Below are 25434 nucleotides of genomic sequence, written 5' to 3' on the forward strand. Positions count from 1 at the left end.
GAATTGAAAGACCACAATCCTGACCATGATGTGACCACGGTTTATGAGCGATTGCAGACCGGTTTTGATGATCTCACACGGGCTGAACGGCAATTGGCCGTGTATCTGATGGAAAACTGGCCCGTATCGGGTCTCTCCAGTATCACCAAGGTGGCGGAAAATGCCGGGGTTTCGACGCCCACTGTTGCCCGGATGATTCAAAAACTCGGCTTTTCCGGCTTCCCCTCGTTTCAGTCGGCCTTGCGGGATGAATTGGAAGCAAAGATTTCAAATCCGCTGGAAAAGCACGAGCGCTGGTCGGCCGAAGCCCCTGATACGCATATTCTCAATCGCTTCGCCGATGCAATTCTGCAAAACCTGCGGCAGACCTTTTCACACATCGATCCTGATGCGTTTGATCAGGCCTGCCAGATGCTGGCCAATCGGGACAGCGCCATCTTCATTGCTGGTGGCCGCATAACTCATACATTGGCGGAATATCTGTTTCTGCATCTGCAGATGATCCGCTCAGGCACGGCGCTCATTCCGTCCAGTGGTGCTGCCTGGCCGCACTACGCAATGGATATGAAACCGGAAGACGTGCTTGTTATTCTGGATGTGCGCCGTTACCAGAACGATTTGTTGAAGCTTGCCGAGACTGCCAGAGAACGAGGTGTGAACATCATCCTTCTGACAGATCAGTGGCGCTCGCCCATTGCGCTTCATGCTAAACTGACCTTTAACAGCCGCATTGAAGTGCCGTCGGCCTGGGATTCCAATGCAGCTCTTCTGGTGTTGATAGAAACCATGATCGCAGACATTCAAAAGACGATCTGGGATACAACAGAGAAGCGCATGCAGGATCTGGAAAACCTGTTTGACCGCACGCGCCTGTTCCGCAGATTCAAATAACCGGAGTATTGATGACTCAGAATGGGAACAAACAAACAGAATTGTTCAGATTTTCAGGTGATGTAAACAAGCCGGATTTCCTCCACTGGATTTGCCACCGTGCCAACCGACTTGGCCTCAACGGCTGGGTCCGGGAAGATGTGTCCGCAAAGTCAATTGAAGTGCTGGCAAGCGGTCCGGAAGAATTGCTTGATGCTATGGAGCTGGGGTGTAGTTTGGGGCCAATAACCGTTTGGGTAGAAGATGTTGAGCGTTATCCACACAAATCTGACAGCCCTGTGCCCAATGGGTTCAATATCCTCAATCCGGTGGATTGATTGCCCGGCGACATAAGTGTCTGCTGGAACCTGTTGGACCGGTGGATGGCATGTAAGTTGCATGAATGATCCGGAATAATATGACACTCGGATTGTGACCGAGATACTTTATACGAGTTGGGCAACAGGTCAGGTAATGAGCGCCGATCATTCAGAAATAGCGGTAGGCCCAGGCGGTTGGATTCCGGTGGCATTGTCGGCGGATCTGCCAGAAACTGGCGTCATGCGCGCGGTCATTGACGGCACTCAGCCACTTGATCTGGTTGTCTGGCGATCCCGATCCGGTCAGGTAAGTGCCTTTGACAATCGTTGCCCGCATCGCGGCATGCGACTGTCCTTCGGCTTTGTCAGGGGCGAGCGTCTGTCCTGCATTTATCATGGTTGGCAATATGGCGAAGATGGTGCCTGCCGCCATGTTCCAGCACATCCCGACATGACCCCGCCCACCTCCATTTGTGCCAATGCTTATGCCTGCCGCGACCATGATGGCGTGGTCTGGATCTCACAAGACGCTGAAAATTCTGGTGAACTGCCGGACTTTGGTGGGCAGGGCCTGCGCAGCCTGTCGGTAGAAACAGGCGAAGCGGTTTTGAGAAAGATGCTGGCGGACACCCATTTGCCGGTTTCGGTTGTAAGCGACATACCGACAGCGGAAGCTACAATTGTGACGCAAAACCAGACAAGTCTGGTGCTGGAAGCGGGGTCTGACGCTGGAAATCTGCGCTTGATGGTTCATTTTCAAAAAATCACCCGGGACAGAACCATGCTGCATGTTCAGACCAGCCCTGAGCTACCCGCCGCACTGCGGATTTCTCTGTCTCGCTGGGCGGAGCGGTTCCGGTGGTCTGCTGAAAATTTAGGCACAATGATGAATTCATGGGATGCCACGGCGCAGGAGACACATCCATGACGGCCTCAGATGTAGCGCGCAATGATTGGTATCCGGTCGCAATCGACAATCTGTTGAAGACGGGACAGTCGGAAGTTGCTGTTTTGATGCAGGAAGAACTCACAATCAGCCGTGGTGATGATGGCGTGGTCAAGGTAACCGCACAAGACGGGCGCGATTGTCCTGTCACCATAAGCTACGGCCATGTCTGGTCGTCCATCGGCCACCCGGACCATGCACTGTTCGACATTCCGGAAGCCCATGAAGATGGGCGTCGAATGGTGGATTGCGGCCCGGTGCGGGTCAAAGCCTCGCCATTGCGGGTCGTGGAAAATTTTCTCGACATTGCGCATTTTCCCTTTGTTCACACCGATATTCTGGGCGCAGAACCGCACACTGAGGTCGAGCCCTACAAGGTGGAAATCCGGGATACGGTTGATGAGGTTTGGGCCACCAAGGTTCGGTTCTTTCAGCCTCAGGCAGCCAAATCCGCTGAAGATGGGCAGATGACCGATTACATGTATCGGGTGCCGGCACCCTGTACGTCGATCTTGTATAAAACCTGCCCGCCACGACCGGGTTCATGGGATGTGATTGCTCTGTTTGTTCGGCCCATCTCGGAAGATTTGTGCGACGCTTATGCCTGGATGGCGCTTTATGACGAGACAAGCAAACAATCGGATCTCATACAGTTTCAGCAGATGATCTTTCTGCAGGATCGCTCCATTCTGGAAAACCAGCTTCCGCGTCTGTTGCCGTTGGACCCCAAAATGGAAGTTCCCACACGCGCTGACACAACTTCAATTGCCTATCGCCGCTGGCTGAAGCGCAAGGGCATGACCTATGGCGCGCAATTGGTGGCACGCTGATGGGATTGCAGCTTTACGATTATGTTCTGTCTGGCAGCGCTTACAAGGCGCGGCTTTTCATGGCTTTGTTGGGCCTCGACTACCAGTCAATCTCCATCGATTTTCATCCAGGTGGCGAGCACAAAAAACCGGATTTTCTGGAAATCAATCCAGCTGGAACCCTGCCGGTACTGGTCGATGGTGATGTGACCTTGTGTGATACTCAAGCCATTCTCGCTTACGTTGCACACAAATTTGATGCTACGGATCAGTGGTATCCAAACAACGATCCCGTAGCGACTGGCCGCATCTTGCAGTGGCTTGCCTTTGCCGGTCGGCTCACGGATACAGCCGGTGCTGCCCGATTGCATGACATGCTGGGCCGTTCGCTTGATATCGATGCTGCCCGCAAAGGCGCGCACAAAGCCTTGCGCGAATTGGAAGCTCATCTCACAGAACAGGGCTTGCGTGGTGAGGCATTTCTGATCGGCTCCAAGCCGACCATCGCCGACATTGCCTGCTTCCCCTATACAGCGCTGGCACCTGATGGCGGCATAGAACATGATGATTATCCTGCGATCCGCAAATGGCTGATTGCCATTCGGCGGTTGCCTGGTTTCATAGAAATGCCCGGCATTCATCGTCTCCATGATATGCGCGACGAGGATGCCGGATGACAGCGCTGCTGAAACTCACAGGCATTTCCAAAACCTACCCTGCCGTGGTTGCCAATGACGCGATTGATCTGACTGTCATGCCCGGAGAGATTCACGCGGTTCTGGGAGAAAACGGCGCGGGTAAATCGACATTGATGAAAATCATCTATGGCGTGACCGCACCTGATGCTGGAACGCTGGAATGGCTGGGGACCGCCACCCGGATCAAAAATCCTGCCCATGCAAGGGCGTTGGGCATCGGCATGGTGTTCCAACACTTTTCCCTGTTTGATACGCTGACAGTGGCGGAAAATATTGCGCTGGCCATGAAGGGTTCGGTCAAAAGCATCACGCCGCGCATCAAGGCTGCCAGCGAGCGGTTTGGTCTGGATGTTGAGCCGGAAATGCGTGTGCAGTCTCTTTCTGTGGGAGAGCGCCAGCGCGTTGAAATTTTGCGCTGCATGTTGCAGGAGCCAAAACTCATCATCATGGACGAGCCCACATCTGTCCTGCCACCGCAAGGCGTCAGCGATCTCTTCAGGACCCTGAAGAAACTGGCGAGCGAGGGCATTGGCATTCTGTTCATTTCCCACAAGCTGGATGAAATTCGAGAATTATGTGATGTCGCCACTGTGCTGCGCCATGGCAAGGTAACCGGAACTGCGGTGCCGCGCGAGGAAACCAGCAAATCCCTGGCGCGCATGATGATTGGTCGCGACCTACCGCATGCGGAAAAACGCGGCAGCAACGCTGAAGGCAAGGTTCGTCTTACCGTTTCCGAACTCAGTTATGTGCCAGACGATATATTTGCGACGCCGATGGAAAATGTCGCCCTGACACTGCGTGAAGGTGAAATTCTTGGCATTGCGGGCGTCTCAGGCAATGGCCAGAACACGCTCGTTGGGTTGTTGTCAGGTGAAACCAAGCTGCCGGATGCGATGGCTGCAAACATTCGTTTGAATGGTGCCGAACTGGGCGCAACTGGCCCGATGGATCGGCGCGAGCTTGGCCTGCATTTCGTGCCGGAAGAACGGCTGGGTCGCGGCGCAGTTCCAGAGCACGATCTGAGCGAAAACAGTTTGCTGACCGGCTTCGGGTCGGGCCTTGCCAAATACGGATTTCTGAATTTGGGCGGCATGAAGCAATTCTCCTCTGAAACAATTGACGCCTTTGATGTGCGGTGCGGCGGGCCAAATGCGACCGCGCAAAGCCTGTCCGGCGGTAATCTGCAGAAATTCATTGTAGGTCGGGAAATTTCGCTAAAGCCCAAAGTGCTGATTGTCTCGCAACCCACATGGGGTGTCGATGTTGGCGCGGCGGCAGCCATTCGTCAGAAGCTCATCGATCTGCGCGATGAAGGCGTTGCCATTCTGGTCGTGTCGGAAGAACTGGAAGAGCTGTTCGAAATCAGCGACAGGCTGCATGTCATGTTCCGGGGCCGCCTGTCACCAGCCATCAAAACGCAAAGCACCAATGTCGAAGATATCGGCCTTGCCATGACCGGTGATTTCGAGCGTCTTGAAACACCAGCCAGCGCCAGCGTGGTTGAACATGCGTAATATTTATCTGGAACCCCGCACCGAGCGATCTGTCTTTGCGCCATTTATGGTGTCCATGCTGGCAGTCTGCCTCACCATCATTGCGGGCTCGGGCCTGTTTCTAATCTATGGCAAATCGCCCATTGCGGGCTTTCATGCGATTTTTATTGAACCGCTGCTGACCAGTTATGGCATTGGCGAAATCCTTCTCAAATTAGGACCTTTCCTGTTGATTGCGCAGGGTCTTGCCATCGGCTTTCGCGCCCGCGTCTGGAACATCGGCGCTGAAGGTCAGTTGATCATTGGGGCCATTCTCGCCTCTGTCGTTGCCATCCGCTTCGATGGGTCAACCTCATCCCTGTTGCTGCCGGGCATGGTTCTGGCAGGCGCTCTTGGCGGCATGGGCTGGGCGGGCATCGCGGCCTGGTTGCGCACGCGCTACAACGCCAACGAAATTCTGGTCACCTTCATGTTGTCCAGCATTGCGCTGCAAATCCTGTACTATCTTGTCACTGGCCCGTTGCGTGATCCGGAAGGCTTTAACTTCCCACAATCGATTACCTTTTCGGCAGCCGCGACGTTCCCAATTCTCATCGAAAACACGCGCGTCAATGCTTCGCTCATCATTGCTCTCGTGGTGTCGGTTGTCGCCTGGGTCTTCATGCAGCGCAGCTTGATGGGCTACAAGCTGGTGGTTGGTGGTCTGGCCCCTCATGCAGCACGCTATGCCGGCTTTGGCGAAAAGCGCGCCATCTGGCTGGCGCTTCTGATTGGCGGCGCAGCGGCAGGCATTGCAGGTGTCGGAGAAGTGGCTGGCCCCCTTGGCATGCTGCAACGAACTGTTTCACCGGGTTACGGGTTTAGCGCAATCATCGTTGCTTTTCTGGGTGGCCTGCACCCCATCGGCATTGTGTTTTCCAGTCTGTTGATGGCGTTGATCCATGTCGGCGGAGATTTCGCTCGGCTGTCTGTTGGTCTGCCAAGTGCTGTGACCGACATTTTTCAGGGCCTGTTGTTGACTTTCTATCTGGCAAGTTCTCTCCTGCTGACCCATCGACTGCGCCTGCGCAAACCTGATGCTGTCCTGACGGCGGAGGCCGCAGAATGACTGCAACAATTATCTTCATTCTGGCCGGAACGCTGGCAGCAACGGTCCCGCTTTTGCTGGCCGCCATGGGAGAACTTGTTGCTGAGAAATCCGGCATGCTCAATCTGGGTGTTGAAGGCATGATGGCCGTTGGCGCTGCCGCGGGTTTTGTTACGGTTGCCATAACCGGGTCCCACGCTTTGGGCCTGCTTGTTGGAGGGTTGGCCGCGCTTTTGCTATCGGGCGTTTTCGCAACGCTCAGCATCGTCTTTCTCGCCAATCAGGTGGCCGCTGGGCTGGCAATAGGCATTCTGGGCCTCGGTGTTTCTGCGGGTATCGGCAAGAATTATGAAGGCACAACAGTGGCCCCGATGCCAAAACTGCCCTTCGGCGTTCTGGGTGACATTCCCGTAATCGGCCCGGTGCTGTTTGCCCACGACGTCATGGTTTATCTGGCCATCGCCGCGGCGTTTGCCGTCTGGTTTGTGCTGCAGCGGACCAAGCTGGGTCTTATCATTCGCGCGGTCGGCGAATCCCCACAATCTGCGCATTCACTGGGTTATCCGGTTGCGCTGATCCGTACAGCGTGTGTCCTGTTTGGCGGCGCGATGGCAGGCATTGGCGGGGCTTATCTGTCCATCGCTTACACGCCTTTATGGGCTGATGGCATGGTCGCAGGACGCGGCTGGATTGTGGTTGCCCTGGTAGTGTTTGGAACCTGGATTGTGCCGCGTGTCACGCTCGGGGCCTATTTGTTCGGTGCGATTTCTCTTTTGGAATTATCCATCCAGGGGCTGGGGCTGAATGTCCCATCGCAATTGCTGTCCGCATCACCCTATATCGTCACCATTATTGTTCTGGTGGTGATTTCCAGAAACCCGACACTCATCCAGCTCAACAGCCCTATGAGCCTTGGCCAGACCTACCGGCCAAACGGATGACCCGATTTTCAAAACCAAAACCTTAGAAATTTAAAACAGGAGACAGGCATGAAATTAATAAGAAAAACCATGAGGCACTTGGCTGCGGCCACGATTGCAACAGCCATGATTGCAGGTGCTGCAAGTGCAGCCGAGAAACTGAAAATTGGCTTCGTCTATCCATCGCCGGTTGGTGATGTGGGCTGGGCCTATCAATTGGATGAAGGCCGCAAGAAGCTCGAAGCCATGTTTGGCGATCAGATTGAAACAGTTGTGGTCGAAAACGTTCCCGAAGGTCCTGATGCCGCGCGCATCATGAACCAGATGGCGTCCACTGGTGCCGGTATGATTATGATCGGATCTTTTGGCTATATGAATGACGGTCTGAAGCTGGCTGCGCAAAAGCCGGATATCAACTTCATTCACGCCAGTGGCTACAAGACAGCCGCGAACTTCGGTAATTTCCAGACCCGCAATTATGAAAGCGCCTATGTCGCTGGCATGGCGGCAGGGTATGCCAGCGAAACCAACACGCTGGGTGTTGTTGCCGCTTACGCCATTCCCGAAGTGGTCGGCATCATCAATACCTTTACGCTGGGCGCACAGAGAACCAATCCTGACATCACGGTGAAAGTGGTCTGGCTGAATTCATGGTTCAACCCATCCAAGGCTCAGGAATCAGCCAAATCTCTGATCGCCCAGTCCGCCGATGTGATCTTCTCGCTCTATCAGGATACACCGTCTGTTGTATCCGTGGCCGAGGAAGAGGGCGTCTATGTGGTCAACACCTCGTCTGACATGAAGAAATATGCGCCAACAAAGCTGCTGGCTTCCATGACCATTGATTGGGGCCCACACTTTGTTAAGCAGGTAAAAGCTGCCCTTGATGGAACATTTGAAGGCACGGCCTATTGGGGCGGCATGGCTGATGACGCTGTCGGCCTAGCGTCACTGAATGATGATCTGTCTGCAGAGCAGAAAGCCGACATTCAAAGTGTCATGGATGAAATCGCTGCCGGTTCATTCCATCCCATGTCGGGGCCGATTACAGCACAGGATGGAAGCGAAAAAATCGCTGCCGGTGAGAGCATTGATGATGGCGCCATGCGTGGTATCGACTGGCTGGTTGCCGGTGTTGAGACCAAACTACCGAACTAAGCGACGTAGCTCCAACACCGCGCGCGTTGCGTGCGCGGTGTTTTTTCAAAGAAAGCATCGAAATGATGGATGATCTGAAGGGCAAGACCCTGCAAACCACTTTGATGCATGCGCCTGAGCTTGGCTCGGTGGAGATCATCAAAGATGCCTTGATCACCATTGATCATGACGGCACAATCAGCTCTGTACTGAAGCCTAGCGACCCATATTATGAAACCGCATTAGCGACTGACAATCTGGTTAAAACGGCAAAGCGACAATATCTGCTGCCGGGGTTTGTCGATTTGCACATTCACGCACCGCAATGGCCGCAACTGGGCAAAGCACTGGATGTGCCATTGGAAGTCTGGCTGCAGAAACACACTTTTCCGCTGGAAGCGCGTTATAAGGACAACGTCTTTGCTGAGCGGATCTATGGCGATCTGGTATCATCTTTGCTTGCTCATGGCACCACCAGCGCTGTTTATTTCGCCACCATTCATCAGGACGCAACCCGAACGCTGGCAGACATTTGTCTGAATTTGGGACAGCGCGCTTTCATCGGCAAAGTAGCCATGGACAATGAAGATCAATGTCCGGATTTCTACCGCGATGCGGATGCGGCTGCAGCACTGGATGGCACCCGCGCCTTTGTCGATTATGTTCTGTCCATGCCGGGCAATGATGCAGGGTTGATCCGCCCGGTCATCACGCCGCGCTTCATTCCAAGCTGCACCGATGCTGTTCTGTCGGGCCTCGGTCAGATGGCCGCAGACTATGGCTGCCATGTACAAACCCATTGTTCTGAAAGCGATTGGGAACATGCCTATGTGCTGGAACGCACCGGCAAAACGGACACCGAGGCACTTGATAATTTTGGCCTTCTTGGTCGCCATACCGTGTTGGCTCACAGCAATTTTCTGAGTGATGACGCCATGGATTTGATCCACAGTCGCGGCTCCGGCGTTGCCCATTGCCCGCTTTCCAACGTCTACTTCTCAAACGCAGTCTTTCCCCTGCGGAGGGCGTTGGAAAAATCGGTGCGCGTCGGATTGGGCACAGATATTTCGGGCGGCCCCAGCGCCTCCATGCTGGATTCATGCCGCCACGCCATCTCAGCCTCTCGCAATCTGGAAGAGGGCGTAGACCCCAGCCAAAGCGGCGACCAGCGCGGCACATCTGACAGCCGCATCAGCTTCCGCGAAGCCTTTCATCTGGCAACGGCAGGCGGCGCAGATGTTCTGGATATTCCGGTTGGCCGCTTTGCAAAGGGCTGCAAGCTGGACGCCATTCTGGTCGATGCAGACAATCAAGCTGCCTCGATTTCCATTGACGAAACCATGGATAGTCAGGACGACATTCTGCAAAAAATCATAAATGGCGCAACCCGTGCCAACATTTCTACAACGTGGGTTGCGGGCAGGACGGTTCATCAGCAGGCCTGAACTTTATAAAACTGGGTAACAATCCACCAGCGAGCGCAGTCAGGCATGGCTGCGCTCTTGCTGATGTCTCCAGCAGCAAGAGCTTTGTTCGTCTTCCTGATCGATCAGGTTTTATTGATCGAGTTCCCGCCATCCGCAATCATGGCACTGCCTGTTACAAAGGACGCCTGATCAGAGATCAGAAACAATGCAGCCTGTGCGATTTCGGACGGGTCTGCCATTCGTTTCAGCGCATGCAGCCCGCTGATCCAATCGTGGGTGCCGGGATGATCGCCAGCCATCTGGGTTTTGGTTCCGCCCGGCAACAGCGCGTTGACGCGAATCTTGTCTGTTCCGTGCTCAACTGCGAGAACCTGAGTCAAACCGATCAGCCCCGCTTTGGCGGCAGCATAGGCCCCCATACCAGGCAGGCCAATCGTGTGGCCAACGAATGATGAGGTGAAAACTATGGAGCCACCGCCATGTTTCCGCATGGCCGGGATTTGGTGTTTGGCTGCATGAAACCCACTGTTCAGATTGACGGATATCACCTTATGCCAAGTGTCGTCCGCCATGTCCGGAATTGGCCCCATATCACCTGTTGTCCCGGCATTGTTGAAAGCGCCATCAAGTCGTCCAAATGTCTTCTCGGCAAGCAACACCAGTTCAGCGGCATAGTGGCCATCTTCCACATCACCAGCAAGAAAGACAGCCTCGCCTCCTTTGCCGCAAATATCATCCGTGACGTTTTCAAGAAGCTCCGAGCGTCGCGCACCGAGCACGAGCTTTGCCCCTTCATTCGCAAATAACTTGGCCGCAGCAGCTCCGATTCCACTACTTGCGCCTGTGATAATAACAATCTTGTTTTCCAACAGCATTTTGTCTCCTTGCATGAAATTGCTGGAGACGTTTTGGCGAGCATTGCTGACCCGAGCCACCCGATTCTTGTGCGACCGAAATTGATTCCAGACAGGCCATCCACTCAAAGTGGATTGAGAGAGACTTTCTCAGCGGAAATTGAGGTCTTGATATGCTCCAGCAAGCGTCTGGTCAGCGCACTGCGCGGACCGGTCTCTGGCCAGACGGCGAAGACACCCAGTTTCTCGAGGCTCCAATTTGGCAGGACATGAACCAATCTGCCCTGTTGCATGTCATCAGCGATTTCCGTGAGTGGCAAACTCTGTAAACCCAGTCCGGCTAACACCGCCGACCGGGCCGCTCTGACCGAGTCGACCCTGATCCGTATCTGATCGTGAGACACGGTCTGCTGTTTGTCTTTGTAGCTCATGGTCTCTGTGTCGGGCACCATCTCAATCGACACGAAGTCTCGGTGTTGCAGGTCTTTTGGTGTTTTGATTGTTTCAACGCTTGCCAAATAGGCAGGTGAGGCCACAAGGCGGCGCTCGAAATCTCCCAGCCGGCGCGCTTTCAGAGTTGAATCCTTTAACCGACCAATGCGGATCGCCAGGTCCCAGCCCTCTCCAATAATATCGACAACTTTATCGGAACTGCGCAATGTTATTGCTACGTTGGTGTATCGCGCGGCAAAACTCCATATGGCGGCCTCATAAGGGCTGTTTTGAAGAAATGCAGGTGCAGTAAGATGAAGCGCACCCGAAGGCTCTGCGCTTAGATCAGCAATCATATCCAATCCGTCAGCTGCGGCTGAGATCATCCGTTGTGCAGCCTCCAAAAGTCGCTCGCCTTCATGCGTCATCGATAAGGCACGGGTGGATCTGTAGAGCAGCGTCACACCGAGCCGTTTTTCCAGTTCACTTACATGGTAGCTGACGACGGACGTGCCGAGATGTAACCTGCGACCCGCTGCGCTGAAGCTGCCCGTTTCAACGACTGTTGCGAAAATTGCCATGCTGCGCAGTTCATCGATCATAGTTCACCTTACGATTTGATCGGACAATGATTTCAATAATACGCATGAAGTCAAATAAAAACGCTTCCTCTAGATTGACCGCATTCATTCCATCCAGAGGAAACCGTCGTGAAAAAGCTACTTATCGCCGCCGCTTGCATCTCCGCCTTTGCCTCCGTGGCATTTGCAGATGTTGAGACGAACAAGGCTTCTGTCAAATCGGCATTGACGGGCGCATTCGCAGAGCATGATGTTGCAGCTGTGGATAAATATTTTGCAGATCCATACATCCAGCACAATCCGATTGCGCCATCTGGCGTGGCACCCTTGCGCGGTCTTGTCGAGCAGCTGTCGAAAGGCCCTAAGGGCGATGTCGAGATTCACCGCATCATTGGGGAAGGGGACCTGGTTGCCAGCCACACGACTTACACAGGGTTTGGTCCTGTGCCTCTCGTGGCGTTCGATGTTTTCCGTTTCAACAAGGATGGTAAAATCGTTGAACATTGGGACAATCTGGCCCCTGTCGCTGCGCCCAATGTCTCAGGGCACACGCAAACCGATGGAGCAACACAGATCGTTGACCAGGACAAGACAGAAGCCAATAAGGCACTCGTTGAGGACTTCATTTCCCGCGCGCTCATAGAGCGCGAGCAGCTTGACTTTACAAAGTTCATTTCGCCCACAACCTATATTCAGCACAACAGTTCTGCTGGCGATGGCTTTGAAGGCCTGAGTGCATTCATGCAGTATCTGGCCGAAAACAAGATCGATTTCTACTACAAGCAACGCCACCTTTTGGTAGCCGAAGGTAATTTCGTCATGGCTGCATCCGTAGGTGTCTTTGGTGATGCGCCCACAGCGTATTTTGATCTGTTCCGACTGGAAGACGGCTTGATTGTAGAGCATTGGGATGTGATCGCTGATATGCCTTCGGGTGACCTTCCGGCCGGCTATCCGGGTAAATTCTAAAGCGCCGAGGCTGGACGATCTCGCGTTGCCTGGCTTCATGCCTGACCTGAAATTACAGATATGAGGAACCCAATGAACACCGCAAAACAAAATGCCATAAATCTCTACATGGAAGGCATCCTGAAAGGAGAGCCGCGCAAGGCTGTTGAAGCTTATACGGGTGACCGATACACACAGCATTCCACTGGCGTTGCAGATGGCAGGGACGGGTTTATCGCATTTTTTGAACCCTTCATCGAGCGCAATCCCATACGTGAAATCAACATCGTAAGAGCGCTTCAGGATGGTCCGAATGTGTTTCTTCAGGCCTATCAGAACATCAACAATGGCGAAGCTGAATGGTTGACCACCGATTTCTTCGATTCAGATGAGAATGGAAAAATTGTTGAGCATTGGGATGTCATTGCGCCGGTAAAGCCCAACAATCCATCGGGGCGCAGCCAGACAGACGGCGTCACAGATGTAACTGATTTGGACAGAACTTCAGCCAACAAAGCTCTGGTGCTCGACTTTATCAATTCATGTCTCATTGAGCGTCACATCGACAGGATGGCCGACTTCATCGATACCCAGAATTATGCTCAGCACAATAGCGATATCGGCGATGGCCTTGATGCATTCGTTGAGAAGTTTGCACAGGAAGCCTCCTCGCTTCGATATCAGGAATGTTTTCTTTGCGTGGCAGAAGGCAATTTCGTCGCCACATTGAACCGCGCCTCGTGGGATGAGCAGGACCTTTGCCAGGTCGATCTGTTCCGTGTCGAAAATGATAAAATTGTTGAGCATTGGGACAATTCAGAACCGGTCCCGCCGCGCCATGAATGGGCAAATTCGGGAAAGTTTTGATTCAGAGTATAAAGATTAACCTGCGCGACTGTTGAGCTTGCTTTTCACATAGTGCGTCCGTCCAAACAGAAAAGGCCCCGTACATACGAGGCCTTTCTTTCATGTCAGCTCAACCGTTCGGCGAACTCAGTTCTGTCCCGCATGCCCGTATGGTCATGCGATCAAATGTGGGCTCCCGTTGTGGACGGCGATCAAATGTGGACTAACCTCCTGTGGTGGCGTCTTCCTGCCCCAGTTCGATCTGCAGCCGCACGCCGTAGCCTTCACTCATACCAAGCAGCGTTTGGTTCAGCGTGTGGGGGCCACCCGCATAGTCGCCCGTTCCGCCGGTAACAGCTCGTGTGATGGTCGTGCCAATATCCGCCAGTTCAGGGCCATGGCTTATCAGCAGGTCGCCATCATCAAAGCGATAGATTTGCCGGGTCATCACGATGGCGCCGGTTTCAGTGCGCATGCCATCTCCCACGAAGAACCCGTCACAAGTCCACTCGCCGATGACGAGGTCAGGAAAGGCCGGATCACCATTTGGCAATGTGCCTTCGACACCGCCTTCCAGCGTGCCTGCAGGATATATATAACCCTGTGTGACGAATGGGTTGCCATAGGCAGGCATGCCATCATCGAAAACAGGCGCGGGAGCAAAAACGAAGCGTGAGATATCCTCTGCCACGTCGAATTCTGCGCGTGGGTCGTCGGCAAAGGCGGTGAATGGCATACAGGCTATAATTGCAACAGCCAGAGTTTTATTGAGTTTCATCTGTCTAGGTCCTTTTATTTGAAGTCAGGAAGTGGGTGCGGGCGCGTCAAGTGTCGCGGCTCGCCTGGGTACAGCCCTTCGCAATGAAGGGTCGTGTTTGTTTGACGGGTATTCAGTAACGGTTCCATGCAGGGCGGCCGCAACACCGTTGGCAATGCGGTCCGCTGCGATTCCCGCCGCATCGAAATAGCCGGTAAAAATGGGCCGGAAACCGGTAAACCAAAGGCCGGGATTATCCGGGTCACTTTCACCCATCGGGTGCCTTGGCTGGCCGCTTTCATCGAGCGCACCAAGGTGCGCCAGCAAGGGTGCAAGCCCATTACGGTAGCCGGTCGCTGCGATCACAACATCCGGGTGGAACGAAGTACCGTCGGTCAGATGGATACGGGTTCGCTCGAAACGCTCGACGCCGGAAACGACCCGGAACCGTCCGGACTTCAGCTCCGCGATATAACCATCGTCGATTGCGAACGCCACGCCATCGCGCACGAGCCGCGTGCCGCTGCCGTCGGGATGGCTTTTGAGCCCGTATCGCTCAAGATTGCCCAAGAAAAGGCGCTGGGTGATCCGAAAAGCGGGGTCGACGATCGCAAGAGGCAGCGCTGCAAAAACCCGCGCCAGCCGGTGCAGAGGCAATCCGAATATGCGCGTCGGTACCACCGCCGGGCCGTGCCGGACGGAAATGAGCACCTCTGCCGGGCGATGCCGTGCCAGATGGTTCAGGACGTCTGATCCGGAGTTTCCCGCGCCCACAACAAGCACGCGTTTGCCATCAAACCGGGATGCATCACCCAGATCGGCAGCATGGAGGAGTTCGCCTTCGAATGTCTCCCGGCCCGGCCAGTCGGGCGAATAGGGGTTACTGTCCCGCCCGGTCGCAAAAACGACATGAGCCGCCAGAAAAATCCCGGCCGTCGTCGTCACCTGCCAGCCTGTCGGACTCCGCTCAATCCCGGTTACCCGGGCGCCGAACCGGATTGGCACATCCAGGTGCGTCGCATAGCGTTCCAGATGAGCCACGACCGTGTCGCGTTTGAGAAATGGGCCATCTTCACGCGGTGCTTCCTGTCCCGGGAGCCGCACGAAGTGCCGGTGTATGTTGAGCCGCAGGGCCGGATGGCGGTTACGCCATGGCTCGGCCACTCTGTTCTGTGCTTCCAGAATAGTTACCGAGAGTCCTCGTTTTTTCAGGGCCCGAGCAGTGGCGAGGCCGGACAGACCGGCCCCAATCACCAGTGTTTCATTTTCTTGGGTCGTTTGCATGAGATGTCCTTTCAGCGTCATGCGTTAGAGCTTGGGCCAGCGGTCGCTGTTGCGCCGCACATATGCGTGCTCCACCAGTCCAATGTCCTTGAGTGTTTGTTCAGAAAGATGTGACACAGCCAGCTTGTCTCGCCGCTGCCTTTTCCAAACGTGGTGTCGGGCCATCAGCCAAGTCATGAAACCGCCGATACGTCTGCGTGCAGGGCTCGGTATTTGGTCGTGATTCAATATCAGACCCATGGGATCTATCCTTTGTTGGAAGTGGTTCAGTCGCGGGCGACGAAGTAGGCGTTGATCGGGTCGTGCGGCAGGCGGTGTGTATCGATTTGCCCGAACCCGGCCAGTGCCAGAAACTCCTGGGCAGTCTCGACACCCCACATGGCGCCAAGACCCGGCCCGCCCTGACCGATTGAAATCGGCGTGCAATGCATGCTGGAGATCGTGTAGAGCAGCGGTGCAAAGGGATTGCCGATGTTTTTCTCAAGATCGCGTGAGCCGCCAATATCCTGCATCAGGAAGACGCCCCCATCATTCAGGGAACTGCGAACCAGATTAAGCAGACCTTGAGGGTCTTTCTGGTCGTGCACAGCATCAAACGCGGTCACGAGATCGAAACTGCCAATGGCGTGACCGGTCGACAGGTTACACTCTACGAATTGCAAATTCAGCAGCCTCTTGTCCCGCGCCTCAGCCTTTGCAGAAGCAAAGGCATCCGGACAGAGATCAAATCCGACGAAGCGGCTGTTCGGAAATGCTTCGGCAAGATGCAGCATGGCCAACCCGCCACCACAACCGACATCAGCGACATCAATACCTGTCTTCAGGCGATCAATCAGTTCGGGAACAATTGGCAGAATTGCGTCGGTAAGGCTTGCCACAACAAGCTGTGCGCTGTCCTCTGCCATCACTTCATGAAACCGGTCAAAATGCTCGTAGCAGAGCCCGCCCCCGGCACGAAATCTGTCGATCATGGCATCTTCGACCGAGGCTGCGACGCCGATGAACTGGGCGGTGGTCGCCATGTTATTGGGCGCTGCCGCGCGGGTCAGGAAGGCGGCATGTTCTGGCGGCAATGTGAAGCTGCGATCAGATGGTGCGTACTCGACCACTCCTGAGGTCACCATGACGCCAAGCCATTCGCGCAAGTAACGCGCATTTACATCGATTGCATTGGCAAGAGCGTCGGATGTGAGCCCGGGATTGGCGGCAAGCGCGTCGAACAAGCCAACGCGGTGACCCAGCGACGTCATGATCGCCAGAGCAGCTTCCGAAAGCGTTCCGACAAATCGTACAGCGAACGCTTCCGCTTTTGCATCGTCGAAGATTGATTTGTGATGTTGAATGTTCATTGTCATTCCCTTTTGTTCTTGAGCGGAGAAATCTCCTGCTGTGTTCGGGAAGGCAATGGACTATTCAGGTGCAAAGAAATATGATGGTATTGGAATAAACCGGTGATTATCGGACCGTATTAGGGGTATTGGAGGGGGAATGAATATAGATACGGTTGTAATCGGCAGTCGTTTTGCAGGCACGTCGACGCTGTTTTCAATTCTTGATGTGCTGGCATCTGTCGGACGGGATTGGGAAGCTCTGCACGGACTCCCGTCGCTGGAACCGTACTTTTCAGTCAGTCTGAGAACGCACGACGCAGCGCCTTACTGGGACATCAATGGGCGTAAAATTACCCCGGATGCTGCCCTCAATGAACTTCCAACACCCGATCTCATCATTGTACCCGACTTGCATCTGGATCCTGCGGGCGGGCTTCCGGAGGAGTTTGCTCCGGTGGTTGACTGGATTCGCGATGCATATGCGCGCGGCGCAATGGTTACATCTGTATGCTCCGGTTCGCTTCTGCTGGGCGCGGCTGGTGCTCTTGACGGAAACGAGGCGACAACCCATTGGGGATATGCTGATATGCTCGGGCGGAATTTCCCGGAAGTCAAAGTGTGCCGAGAACGAATTCTTGTCCCGACAGGTGAGGGCCACCGGGTTGTCACGGCCGGAGGTGCTTCGGCCTGGGCCGACCTCATGCTATATTTGATCGGGCGCTTTGCGGGGGCAGATGTGGCCCGGCGGATCGCGAAAATCTATCTGATCGAGCCTCATGCTGACGGCCAGCTGACTTACGCGTCGCTGACAGCGTGCCGTCAACATGAGGACCAACTCGTAGCCGCGTCCCAGATTTGGGCTGCTGAGCATTACAACGTTTCCAGCCCTGTTGCGGCAATGGCGCGGAGCAGCCAATTGACCGATCGCGGCTTCCACCGCAGGTTCAAACGTGCGACCGGACAGGCACCCGCCGACTACGTTCAGACATTGCGTATCGAAGAAGCCAAGCAATTACTGGAAACGACCGAGATGCCGATCGACGATATCTCTACCGAAGTTGGCTACACGGAACCTTCCAGTTTCCGATCGGCATTCCGCAAGCGCGTAGGCATTTCCGCTTCCGCATATCGCAAGAAGTGGCGGGCGCTTGCACCGACGGCAGGATAATTTGTTTCAATGTTGATCATCATATCGAAATCCCGCCACCCTGCGGACATCCGCAGGGTAATGTGACATTAACAGCGGGGCGCGTTTGAACTGGGGAAGGATAATCCGGTATACCTCCCAAACAACAAGTTGGGAAAGATATGTCCGCCCAAAATAGAGTCGCTCTGGCTCCCGATTCCCGCCTCTTCGGCCGCAAAAGCATTGCGATCATACTCATTGCAATGGCGTTAGGCGCCAGTGCGCTGGTGTTCTTCGTATCCCAGACGTATTTCCGCTCATTGGATCAAGAAACGGCCCAAAGCAGGCTGAGCCTTTTTGAACGCTCATTGAACGAAACCCTCAGTCGCTTTCAGCATCTGCCTTTTGTGCTTGCACGGGATGCGACCGTTCGGGAAGTTTTGGGTGGAAAACCCAATACCCGGCTGAACCGCAGACTATCGGCCTTTGCAAGAGAAGCTGAACTGGAAGCCATCTATCTGATGGATTTGAGCGGCCTGGTTATCTCGGCTTCCAACTACGATAAGACCCCATCTTTCCTGGGCAAGAATTACGGGTTCAGGCCTTATTTCAAAGCCGCAGCTGCCGGTGGCCGCGGCAATTTTTTTGGTGTTGGTGCCACAACAGGCCGGCCCGGTTATTTTGTTTCAGAGCCAGTGCGGGCGGTGGACGGCAGCACGATTGGAATTATTGCGATCAAGCTGGATGCCAGCGAACTGCAAAAGAGTTGGGAGGAGGCAGATGAAGCCGTCCTGGCAACGAACGCTGATGGGATCGTCGTACTCGCATCCGATCGGACGTGGCTTTACAAGACGATCAATCATCTCGAACCGCAACAGCTGGAAGCGATCCGGCTCAGCAAGCAGTTTGGGAATGTGAATGTGGTGCCCCTGTCCTGGAAAAAAGAGGGACCAGCCTCCGTCGAGTTGCTTGGAAATACCTATACATTGGCAAGCACGGATGCAGCCTTTCTGGACTGGAAAATCCACTATTTGCTGAATGGCGCGCGCGCTTACGAGCGAACAATTTTGGCAACTTCGATATTTGGGTCATTGATTGCATTGCTGATGGGGTTTGCTGCCTATTTGCGTTCAAAACGGATACAGGCAGCGCTGGTTGCTTCGCAGTCAGATCGCCAGGAACTGGTGCACGCAAACCGCCAGCTTGAAAGCGCACAAGCAGAATTAGCTCGCGCCAGTAAACTGGCAGCATTGGGACAATTATCAGCATCAGTGGTGCATGAACTGGGACAGCCCATCTCGGCATTGCGAAACTATCTGACGGCGGAAGAACTCAGCAACGATACTGCCAGCCTGCCGACACTCAACAAGCTGGTTGGCGTTGTCAGCCGAATGGAGAACATCACTCGGCAATTGCGATTTTTCACCAAGCCGGGCGATGAGGCGTTTGATGTTGTCACGGTCGAAGACGTGATTTCCGATTGTCTGGAACTTACCCAACATGACATCGACTTTCAAAATGTCGATCTGACAGTTGATATTCTAACCAAGAATATGGGCGTTAAAGGCAACCGGTTAAGGCTTGAGCAGGTGTTGGTAAACCTGGTCAAAAACAGTCTCTCCTCATTGCAGGAAACCGCGGCAACAAAACTTTCAATCACAGCGTTTGAAAGTGAAGGTCGCGCCCACATCGAAGTTGCAGACAATGGTTCCGGTTTTGGTGCCCGAAATTTGGAGATCATGCAGGAACCATTCCATACGACACGCGCATCCGGCGATGGTATGGGCTTGGGGCTGTCGATTTCCTCAGCGATCATCAGCGAGCATGATGGCACTCTGACAGCTGAAAATATTCCAGAAGGGGGCGCGAAGTTCAGAATCAGCCTGCCTCTGGCAACACATAAAAGCGAGCGTATCGATGGCCAATGACTACCGCATTTTAGTGATTGATGACGACCGGGAAATGCGAGAGTCGCTCACGCATCTGTTGACCAAAGCCGGGTTCGAAGTTTCCAGCCTGTCGCGCGCCCAGAATGTTGAAGCACAATTATTGGCTCAGAATACAGACGTACTGCTTTGCGATGTGCGTATGCCGGGCGTGACAGGCATCGAATTGCAGGCGCAACTTCAGGAAACAAGCGACATCCCATTGGTGCTCATGACAGCCCATGGCGATATCGCGATGGCAGTAGAGGCAATTCACAACGGCGCTTACAGCTTTCTGGAAAAGCCGTTTGATCCGCGACGGTTGCTGAAACTGTTAGAAAATGCAGCGCTGCGGCATCGATTGTCTCAAAAAACGGCCAGATTGACTGAAAGACTTACCGAGTTGTCCGGTCTTGACCGGATCATGATCGGTGACACCGAACAAATCACTGCGCTACGCACCGAGATCGTTGATCTTGCTGCCACACAACCAAACGTCATGCTGCTCGGCGAGACCGGCACGGGAAAAGAACTTGTTGCGCGGGCGCTGCATGATCTTGGACCGCGTGCGGCCGAGCCCTTTATCGCCATTAATTGTGCGGCAATTCCTGTGTTGCGGTTTGAGGAAATGGTGTTTGGAATTGAAGGCCAGTCATCAGGCGTGTTTGCACAGGCTGAGGGAGGCACATTGTTCATTGATGAGCTTGGCGCTATTCCGCTGGAAGCGCAGGCCAAATTGCTGCGGTTTATTGAAACCAAAGAGTTTGCGCCTTTGGGCTCTGCCACAACCAGGCAAGCCGACATTCGCATCGTGTCAGCAGCGAACGACAAATTGCAAATGGCGGTAGACGCAGGCGAATTTCGGGAGGACCTGTTCTTTCGCCTCAATACAATTATTCTCAATCTGCCACCGTTGCGTGAGCGACTCGACGACGTTCCATTGCTGTATCGCCATTATCTTGGGGTTTTTGCCGCAATCTATGAAACCGGCATTCCGCATCAAACATCTGACGATACCGCAATTCTTCTAGCGCATGACTGGCCCGGAAATGTGCGTGAATTGCGTAGCCTTTGTGAACGTCATGTTTTGGCCGCGCGGCGCGGTGATGTGTCTGTGCGTGAGTTGTTGCTGTATCCGGCTAATGAAGTTTCCGCACCGGAAACCTTGCGTGAAGCTGTGGCAGCCTTTGAGCGGGAACTGATTGGAAAAGCACTGACTTCACAGGGCGGGCGAATGGATGATGTTGCTGATGCATTGGGAATTGGCCGCCGAACACTGAATGAGAAGATCGTAAAACTTGGTATTGAAAAATCCACGCTTCTGGAGTCCTGAGCCTGCGGAAATCCGCAGACCCTTTATTGCGATTTGCGCAATTTCCTTCATAGCGACCGCTTGGCGCTGTCCTCTACGTTGCAGAAACGTGCCGTGGAGGCGGCGCATCATGGAGGATTACCCGATGAAAAAACTCACCACTTTTGTGGCTGGTGCAATGCTTGCGCTATCCACCACGGCAGTTCTTGCCGAATCCAAAGATTATATTTTGAACACCGCTTCAACTGGCGGAACCTATCACCCTGTTGGCACGGCCATTTCGACTTTGTCGAAAGTGAAGCTTTTGCCAAGTCAGAAATTTAGCCTGACTGCTGTGAACTCAGCAGGCTCCGGTGCCAATGTTCAGGCCTTGGGCGCAGGCACTGCTGATTTTGCTATTCTGCAAGGCCTTTACGGTTCCTATGCGGCAACCGGTACCGGCCCCGTTTCGGAACCACAGCAGAATATCCGCTCGGTGAGCATGCTCTGGCAGAATGTCGAACAGTTCGTCATTGCTGCTGACTTGGTCAAAAGCGGCACTGTCGAAGACCTTGTTGCGCTGAAAGGCAAATCCGTTGGGATGGGCAAGCAAAATTCTGGCACGATTGGCTCCAACACTGTGCTGCTTTCGGGACTTGGTCTCGATGTTGAGACAGACTTTACGCTGATCCATGCAGGTTATGGTCCAACCGTTGATGCAATGGCGAATGGGCAAGCGGTTGCCGCTGGCATTCCGTCTGGCCCGCCTACCGGAGCAATCACCAAGCTGATGGCTGCCAAAGAAGGCAAATTTGTCATTCTTGATGTCACTGACGAACAGGCGAAAATGATGGATGGTGACCGCAATCTGTGGACACGTTTTGTCATTGAAGCCGGTACTTATCCTGGCCAGGACAAGGACGTGAACACGATTGCTCAACCAAACTTCCTGGCAGTTAATGCAGATGTGGACGAAGAGCATGTCTACCAGCTCACCAAGACCATGTTTGAAAATCTTGGCTTCCTGACTGCCATTCATCCGGCAACAAAAGCCATGTCGGTCGAAAAGGCTATGGCTGGTTTGCCGGTTGCATTGCATCCCGGTGCCGCACGTTACTACACAGAAATCGGTCTGGATGTTCCTGATCGTCTGATGGCCAAATAATGTCCTGAAACAGGACGGTCTGGGGGAGCTGGAATTTGGTTCCGCTCCCCTTTTTTGTGACGTTGCGAGGGCATCATGAGCGATTCTACAACAACCGAAACGACTGATCAGTCTGTCTGGCTGTCTCTCAAAGACATTGATGGCAGTCCGTTACGCGGATTTGTCTGTCTTTTCGCAATTGTTTTCGGAATTTGGCATGTTGTCACCAATGTCTATCTGAACGAACCGGGTCTGTGGCAAAACGCGATCCATTTCGCGGGCTTCGCCTTCCTCGCCGCAGTCACCGTGCCGCTTGTTTCCAGGCAGAAAGCCACAAAACTCAATACCACTTTGAACGTCATATATGGTTCGTTTGTCGCCGCTGCAGCGCTTTGGGTTGCCGCTTCCGAAAGCTCACTTTACGAGCGGTCTCTGGCTGTCACCGGGCAGGCCTGGCAATTCAACCTCATTGACTGGTTAGCCGGAGGGCTGCTCATTTTTGCAGCACTGGATCTGTCCCGCCGCGTATCAGGATGGGTCATTCCCATTTTGATCATGCTGTCACTGTCCTACATTCTGTTTCTGGGTTCACATTTGCCCGGTGTTTTCCGCGCCGCAAGCCTGCCCGCAAACGATGTGCTGTTCCGTACGCTTTATAATGACGAGGGCATGTTCGGCATTCTTGCCAGCATTTCATCTGTCAACATTACCCTGTTCATGATCTTCGGCGGGTTCCTTGTTGCCTCCGGTGCCAGCAATTTCGTGATCGAAGTATCGAAAGTGGTTGCTGGCCGCATTCGTGGCGGTGCGGCTTTTGTCGCTGTTCTATCGTCGGCCCTGACCGGAACCATCAGCGGGTCTGCAATTGCCAACACGGCCTCTACCGGGGTGATCACGATTCCCTTGATGAAGGCCAATGGGTTCCGCCCAAAATTTGCAGCAGGCGTTGAGGCCGCTGCATCGACCGGCGGGCAGCTCATGCCGCCTATCATGGGCGCAGGAGCTTTCGTGATGGCAAGCTATACGTCGATACCTTACTCGACCATCGTGTCCGTATCGGTGATGCCGGCCATTCTGTATTTTCTGTCTGTCGCTTTCATTGTCCGTATAGAAGCCGTCAAGCATCAGGTCGGTCAGGATATCGATCTGGTCGTGAACAAGGGAAAGTTACTCTCTGGTGGTCTGGTCTTTGTCATACCACTCACGGTGATGATCTGGTTTCTGATGAGCGGTGTCACGCCCGCCTATGCAGCTTCCTGGGCCATTGCCTCGCTCATTATCGTCTCATGGGGCACAAGTCTGCTCGCAGCAATCATAAAGCAGTCCGGGTTTGAGCCAGTGGTCATGGGGCCACGCCAGATTGCTGACGCATTGTTGATCGGTATGCGTACTGCCATCATGACGGGAATTCTTCTGGTGGCCATTGGCATCATGAACAATGCCATTGTTACAAGCGGCATCGGCAACGGGTTCTCATTGATGATCGCCCAATGGTCACAAGGCTCTATTGTCTTGGCGATATTGCTGATCGGGTTGGCATCGCTGGTCCTCGGCATGGGCCTTCCTGTTACAGCGGCCTATATCATCCTCGCCATCCTGACAGCGCCCGCCCTTGCCGGAATTTTGGCCGATACAATTATTGTCGAGCAACTGATCTCGGGGATTGCCGATCCAGCCAAGTCAGCCATTTTTGCATTGGTTGATAGTCCGCATGTTGCCAAGGTGGCCGACGGCATGACGCGTGAGGAGGCTGTTGCTCTTCTTGGCGCAATGCCGTTTGAACTTGCCATTACCGTGCGTCCGCTTCTGGTGGATCCAACTCAGCAGGCGGTTTTTCTTCTGACCGCACATCTGATTATCTTCTGGCTCAGCCAGGACAGCAACGTCACACCACCTGTCTGCCTGGCCGCATTCGCAGCCGCGGGGATCGCCGGTTCGAAACCGATGGAGACCGGGTTCCAGTCGTGGAAAATTGCCAAGGGCCTCTACATTGTTCCGTTGATGTTTGCCTACACGCCGCTGATATCAGGCGACTGGTTGCAGATCATGCAAATTGGCTTGTTCGGGCTGTTCGGCATGTATGCAGTGAATGCTCTGATTCAGCTTCACGCGGAAGGCCCCTTGAATTTGCTGACAGGAAGTCTGCTGATTATCGGGGGGATTGGGTCGTTCTGGCCGCTAAACCTGCCTTTGAACATTCTTGGTGCAGGCATCGTAGTGATGGCAGTGGTGCTTTCGGCGCGCGCCATGCGTCATAAACTTGACCGATCTGAGCCGAGTATATCTCCTGTGTAGCAAACTCTAATGTCTGCAAACCCTTGGTCCGCTTCGAGCCCTTAGCGACAGCGCCAATGAGTTTTGCGACCACCATTTGCGACACCTAAATGGTTGGTGTTGTTGCCCTGCAAAAGCTGTTGCAAAAACCATCGGTTTCGCAACGCTCTTATCTGTCGGGAGGTATCCAATCGCTTTCAACAGATTTGCGGCGGCTCAAACGCAGAGCAAGGCCAACCGACACGCCAACACCAATGGCCACAGTCAAATCGACAAGAACGGTCAAAACGAGTGTGAGAAGTAAAAGCAGGATATCACTTTTCCTGCCGCGAGCGTATTCACCCCATTTGTGTGGCTCAGTCATATTCCACGCAGTAACAATGAGAAGTGCGGCAAGTGCAGGCATTGCCAAATAGCTTGCTAGTGGAGCGGCGAGCAACATCACCAGCAAAATAACAGCCGCATGAACAATTCCCGCTACAGGTGTTTTGCCGCCTGCCTTGATATTGGTGGCAGTTCGCGCAATCGCGCCTGTTGCGGGAAGACCCGTGAACAGTGCCGAGGCGATATTTGCGATACCTTGAGCTGTTAGCTCCGCATTTGGTCTGTGTTTTCCCCCAATCATTTTGTCAGCGACCATGGCCGATAGAAGCGATTCAACAGCAGCCAAGAAAGCAATGATGAAAGCTGAGGGAAGAAGCTCAATGATCCGAGTTGGTGAAAGGTGAGGCAGTTGAGGCCAAGGTAGTTGGCTTGGAAGTTCGCCAAAGCGAGAGCCCAGGGTGTCGACGGGCAAGGAAACGAAGGCCACGAGAGCAGAGCCAAACCCAACGGCCACGATGAGACCGGGAAAGCGCGGAGCTACTCGTCGCAGAAACACAATCAAGATGAGTGTTACAAGCGCAATGGCAAGAGTTACTAGGGTCCAGAC

At 54.0% G+C, this 25434-nt stretch carries 22 protein-coding genes and 1 pseudogene; 17 read left to right on the forward strand and 6 right to left on the reverse strand.

Features of this window, described 5'->3' with window-relative positions; translation table 11 throughout:
• Positions 1 to 3: 3 nt before the first annotated feature.
• From RAL91_RS07405 to guaD, 10 genes are all read left to right on the forward strand, one after another.
• Entirely contained in the window at positions 4 to 891 is an 888-nt protein-coding gene (locus RAL91_RS07405) for a MurR/RpiR family transcriptional regulator (RefSeq protein ID WP_371932496.1), read from the forward strand.
• Between the two features lie 11 nt (positions 892 to 902).
• On the forward strand, positions 903 to 1208 hold the full coding sequence (locus tag RAL91_RS07410) for an acylphosphatase (protein WP_306261030.1): 306 nt from the start codon (positions 903 to 905) through the stop codon (positions 1206 to 1208).
• Positions 1209 to 1344: 136 nt separating this feature from the next.
• Positions 1345 to 2118 carry a Rieske (2Fe-2S) protein gene (locus RAL91_RS07415; protein WP_306261032.1) on the forward strand — a complete coding sequence of 258 codons (774 nt, stop codon included), beginning with the start codon at positions 1345 to 1347 and terminating at the stop codon, positions 2116 to 2118.
• A complete protein-coding gene (locus tag RAL91_RS07420) occupies positions 2115 to 2966 on the forward strand; it encodes an aromatic ring-hydroxylating dioxygenase subunit alpha (RefSeq protein ID WP_306261034.1) in 852 nt (283 codons plus the stop codon). The genes RAL91_RS07415 and RAL91_RS07420 overlap by 4 nt, the downstream gene beginning before the upstream one ends.
• Before the next feature lie 5 nt (positions 2967 to 2971).
• Positions 2972 to 3622: a glutathione S-transferase family protein gene (locus RAL91_RS07425; RefSeq protein WP_306262842.1), complete on the forward strand. Its 651-nt coding sequence runs from the start codon at positions 2972 to 2974 to the stop codon at positions 3620 to 3622.
• Positions 3619 to 5160, forward strand: a complete 1542-nt coding sequence (locus tag RAL91_RS07430) for an ABC transporter ATP-binding protein (RefSeq protein ID WP_306261036.1) — start codon at positions 3619 to 3621, stop codon at positions 5158 to 5160. The genes RAL91_RS07425 and RAL91_RS07430 overlap by 4 nt, the downstream gene beginning before the upstream one ends.
• Positions 5153 to 6247: an ABC transporter permease gene (locus RAL91_RS07435; RefSeq protein ID WP_306261038.1), complete on the forward strand. Its 1095-nt coding sequence runs from the start codon at positions 5153 to 5155 to the stop codon at positions 6245 to 6247. Before RAL91_RS07430 ends, RAL91_RS07435 begins: the two co-directional genes overlap by 8 nt.
• Positions 6244 to 7167 carry an ABC transporter permease gene (locus RAL91_RS07440; RefSeq protein WP_306261039.1) on the forward strand — a complete coding sequence of 308 codons (924 nt, stop codon included), beginning with the start codon at positions 6244 to 6246 and terminating at the stop codon, positions 7165 to 7167. Before RAL91_RS07435 ends, RAL91_RS07440 begins: the two co-directional genes overlap by 4 nt.
• 48 nt (positions 7168 to 7215) lie before the next feature.
• Positions 7216 to 8304, forward strand: coding sequence for a BMP family ABC transporter substrate-binding protein (locus tag RAL91_RS07445; RefSeq protein WP_306261040.1), 1089 nt, complete (start codon positions 7216 to 7218; stop codon positions 8302 to 8304).
• A 62-nt stretch (positions 8305 to 8366) separates the two neighbouring features.
• The gene (gene guaD / locus RAL91_RS07450; protein WP_306261042.1) at positions 8367 to 9728 is read left to right on the forward strand and encodes a guanine deaminase; all 1362 of its coding nucleotides are present in this window, start codon (positions 8367 to 8369) and stop codon (positions 9726 to 9728) included.
• Positions 9729 to 9832: 104 nt separating this feature from the next.
• Here the strand turns inward: guaD and RAL91_RS07455 are convergent, their stop codons facing one another.
• Together RAL91_RS07455 and RAL91_RS07460 are read right to left on the reverse strand one after the other, a co-directional pair.
• On the reverse strand, positions 9833 to 10585 hold the full coding sequence (locus tag RAL91_RS07455) for an SDR family oxidoreductase (RefSeq protein WP_306261044.1): 753 nt from the start codon (positions 10583 to 10585) through the stop codon (positions 9833 to 9835).
• A 104-nt stretch (positions 10586 to 10689) separates the two neighbouring features.
• Entirely contained in the window at positions 10690 to 11598 is a 909-nt protein-coding gene (locus RAL91_RS07460) for a LysR family transcriptional regulator (protein ID WP_306261046.1), read from the reverse strand.
• A gap of 108 nt (positions 11599 to 11706) precedes the next feature.
• Here RAL91_RS07460 and RAL91_RS07465 point away from each other — a divergent pair, with 108 nt between their 5' ends.
• A complete protein-coding gene (locus RAL91_RS07465; RefSeq protein WP_306261048.1) occupies positions 11707 to 12546 on the forward strand; it encodes a nuclear transport factor 2 family protein in 840 nt (279 codons plus the stop codon).
• Between the two features lie 72 nt (positions 12547 to 12618).
• Positions 12619 to 13392: a nuclear transport factor 2 family protein gene (locus tag RAL91_RS07470; protein WP_306261050.1), complete on the forward strand. Its 774-nt coding sequence runs from the start codon at positions 12619 to 12621 to the stop codon at positions 13390 to 13392.
• Between the two features lie 202 nt (positions 13393 to 13594).
• On the opposite strand, the gene RAL91_RS07475 is transcribed toward RAL91_RS07470, so the two are convergent.
• The 3 genes from RAL91_RS07475 to RAL91_RS07485 all read right to left on the reverse strand — a co-directional run bounded on the left by RAL91_RS07475 (position 13595) and on the right by RAL91_RS07485 (position 16761).
• On the reverse strand, positions 13595 to 14149 hold the full coding sequence (locus tag RAL91_RS07475) for a hypothetical protein (protein ID WP_306261052.1): 555 nt from the start codon (positions 14147 to 14149) through the stop codon (positions 13595 to 13597).
• Positions 14150 to 14173: 24 nt separating this feature from the next.
• Positions 14174 to 15412 (reverse strand): NAD(P)/FAD-dependent oxidoreductase, encoded by a 1239-nt coding sequence (locus RAL91_RS07480; protein ID WP_306261054.1) that lies wholly within the window; start codon positions 15410 to 15412, stop codon positions 14174 to 14176.
• 266 nt (positions 15413 to 15678) lie between these two features.
• A complete protein-coding gene (locus tag RAL91_RS07485; protein WP_306261056.1) occupies positions 15679 to 16761 on the reverse strand; it encodes a methyltransferase domain-containing protein in 1083 nt (360 codons plus the stop codon).
• A gap of 139 nt (positions 16762 to 16900) precedes the next feature.
• On the opposite strand from RAL91_RS07485, the gene RAL91_RS07490 reads away from it, so the two are divergent.
• The 5 genes from RAL91_RS07490 (at position 16901) to RAL91_RS07510 (ending at position 24524) form a co-directional block, all read left to right on the forward strand.
• On the forward strand, positions 16901 to 17911 hold the full coding sequence (locus tag RAL91_RS07490) for a GlxA family transcriptional regulator (RefSeq protein WP_306261058.1): 1011 nt from the start codon (positions 16901 to 16903) through the stop codon (positions 17909 to 17911).
• 140 nt (positions 17912 to 18051) lie between these two features.
• Entirely contained in the window at positions 18052 to 19797 is a 1746-nt protein-coding gene (locus RAL91_RS07495) for an ATP-binding protein (RefSeq protein WP_306261059.1), read from the forward strand.
• Positions 19787 to 21127 (forward strand): sigma-54 dependent transcriptional regulator, encoded by a 1341-nt coding sequence (locus RAL91_RS07500; RefSeq protein ID WP_306261060.1) that lies wholly within the window; start codon positions 19787 to 19789, stop codon positions 21125 to 21127. Before RAL91_RS07495 ends, RAL91_RS07500 begins: the two co-directional genes overlap by 11 nt.
• A 124-nt stretch (positions 21128 to 21251) precedes the next feature.
• Positions 21252 to 22250 carry a TAXI family TRAP transporter solute-binding subunit gene (locus tag RAL91_RS07505; protein WP_306261062.1) on the forward strand — a complete coding sequence of 333 codons (999 nt, stop codon included), beginning with the start codon at positions 21252 to 21254 and terminating at the stop codon, positions 22248 to 22250.
• A 75-nt stretch (positions 22251 to 22325) separates the two neighbouring features.
• On the forward strand, positions 22326 to 24524 hold the full coding sequence (locus tag RAL91_RS07510; RefSeq protein ID WP_306261064.1) for a TRAP transporter fused permease subunit: 2199 nt from the start codon (positions 22326 to 22328) through the stop codon (positions 24522 to 24524).
• Between the two features lie 148 nt (positions 24525 to 24672).
• Here RAL91_RS07510 and RAL91_RS07515 read toward each other — a convergent pair.
• Positions 24673 to 25419: pseudogene (locus RAL91_RS07515) on the reverse strand (SulP family inorganic anion transporter); the annotation flags it as partial.
• Between the last annotated feature and the right edge of the window lie 15 nt (positions 25420 to 25434).

It is taken from the genome of Pararhizobium sp. IMCC21322 (assembly GCF_030758295.1).
GTDB lineage: Bacteria > Pseudomonadota > Alphaproteobacteria > Rhizobiales.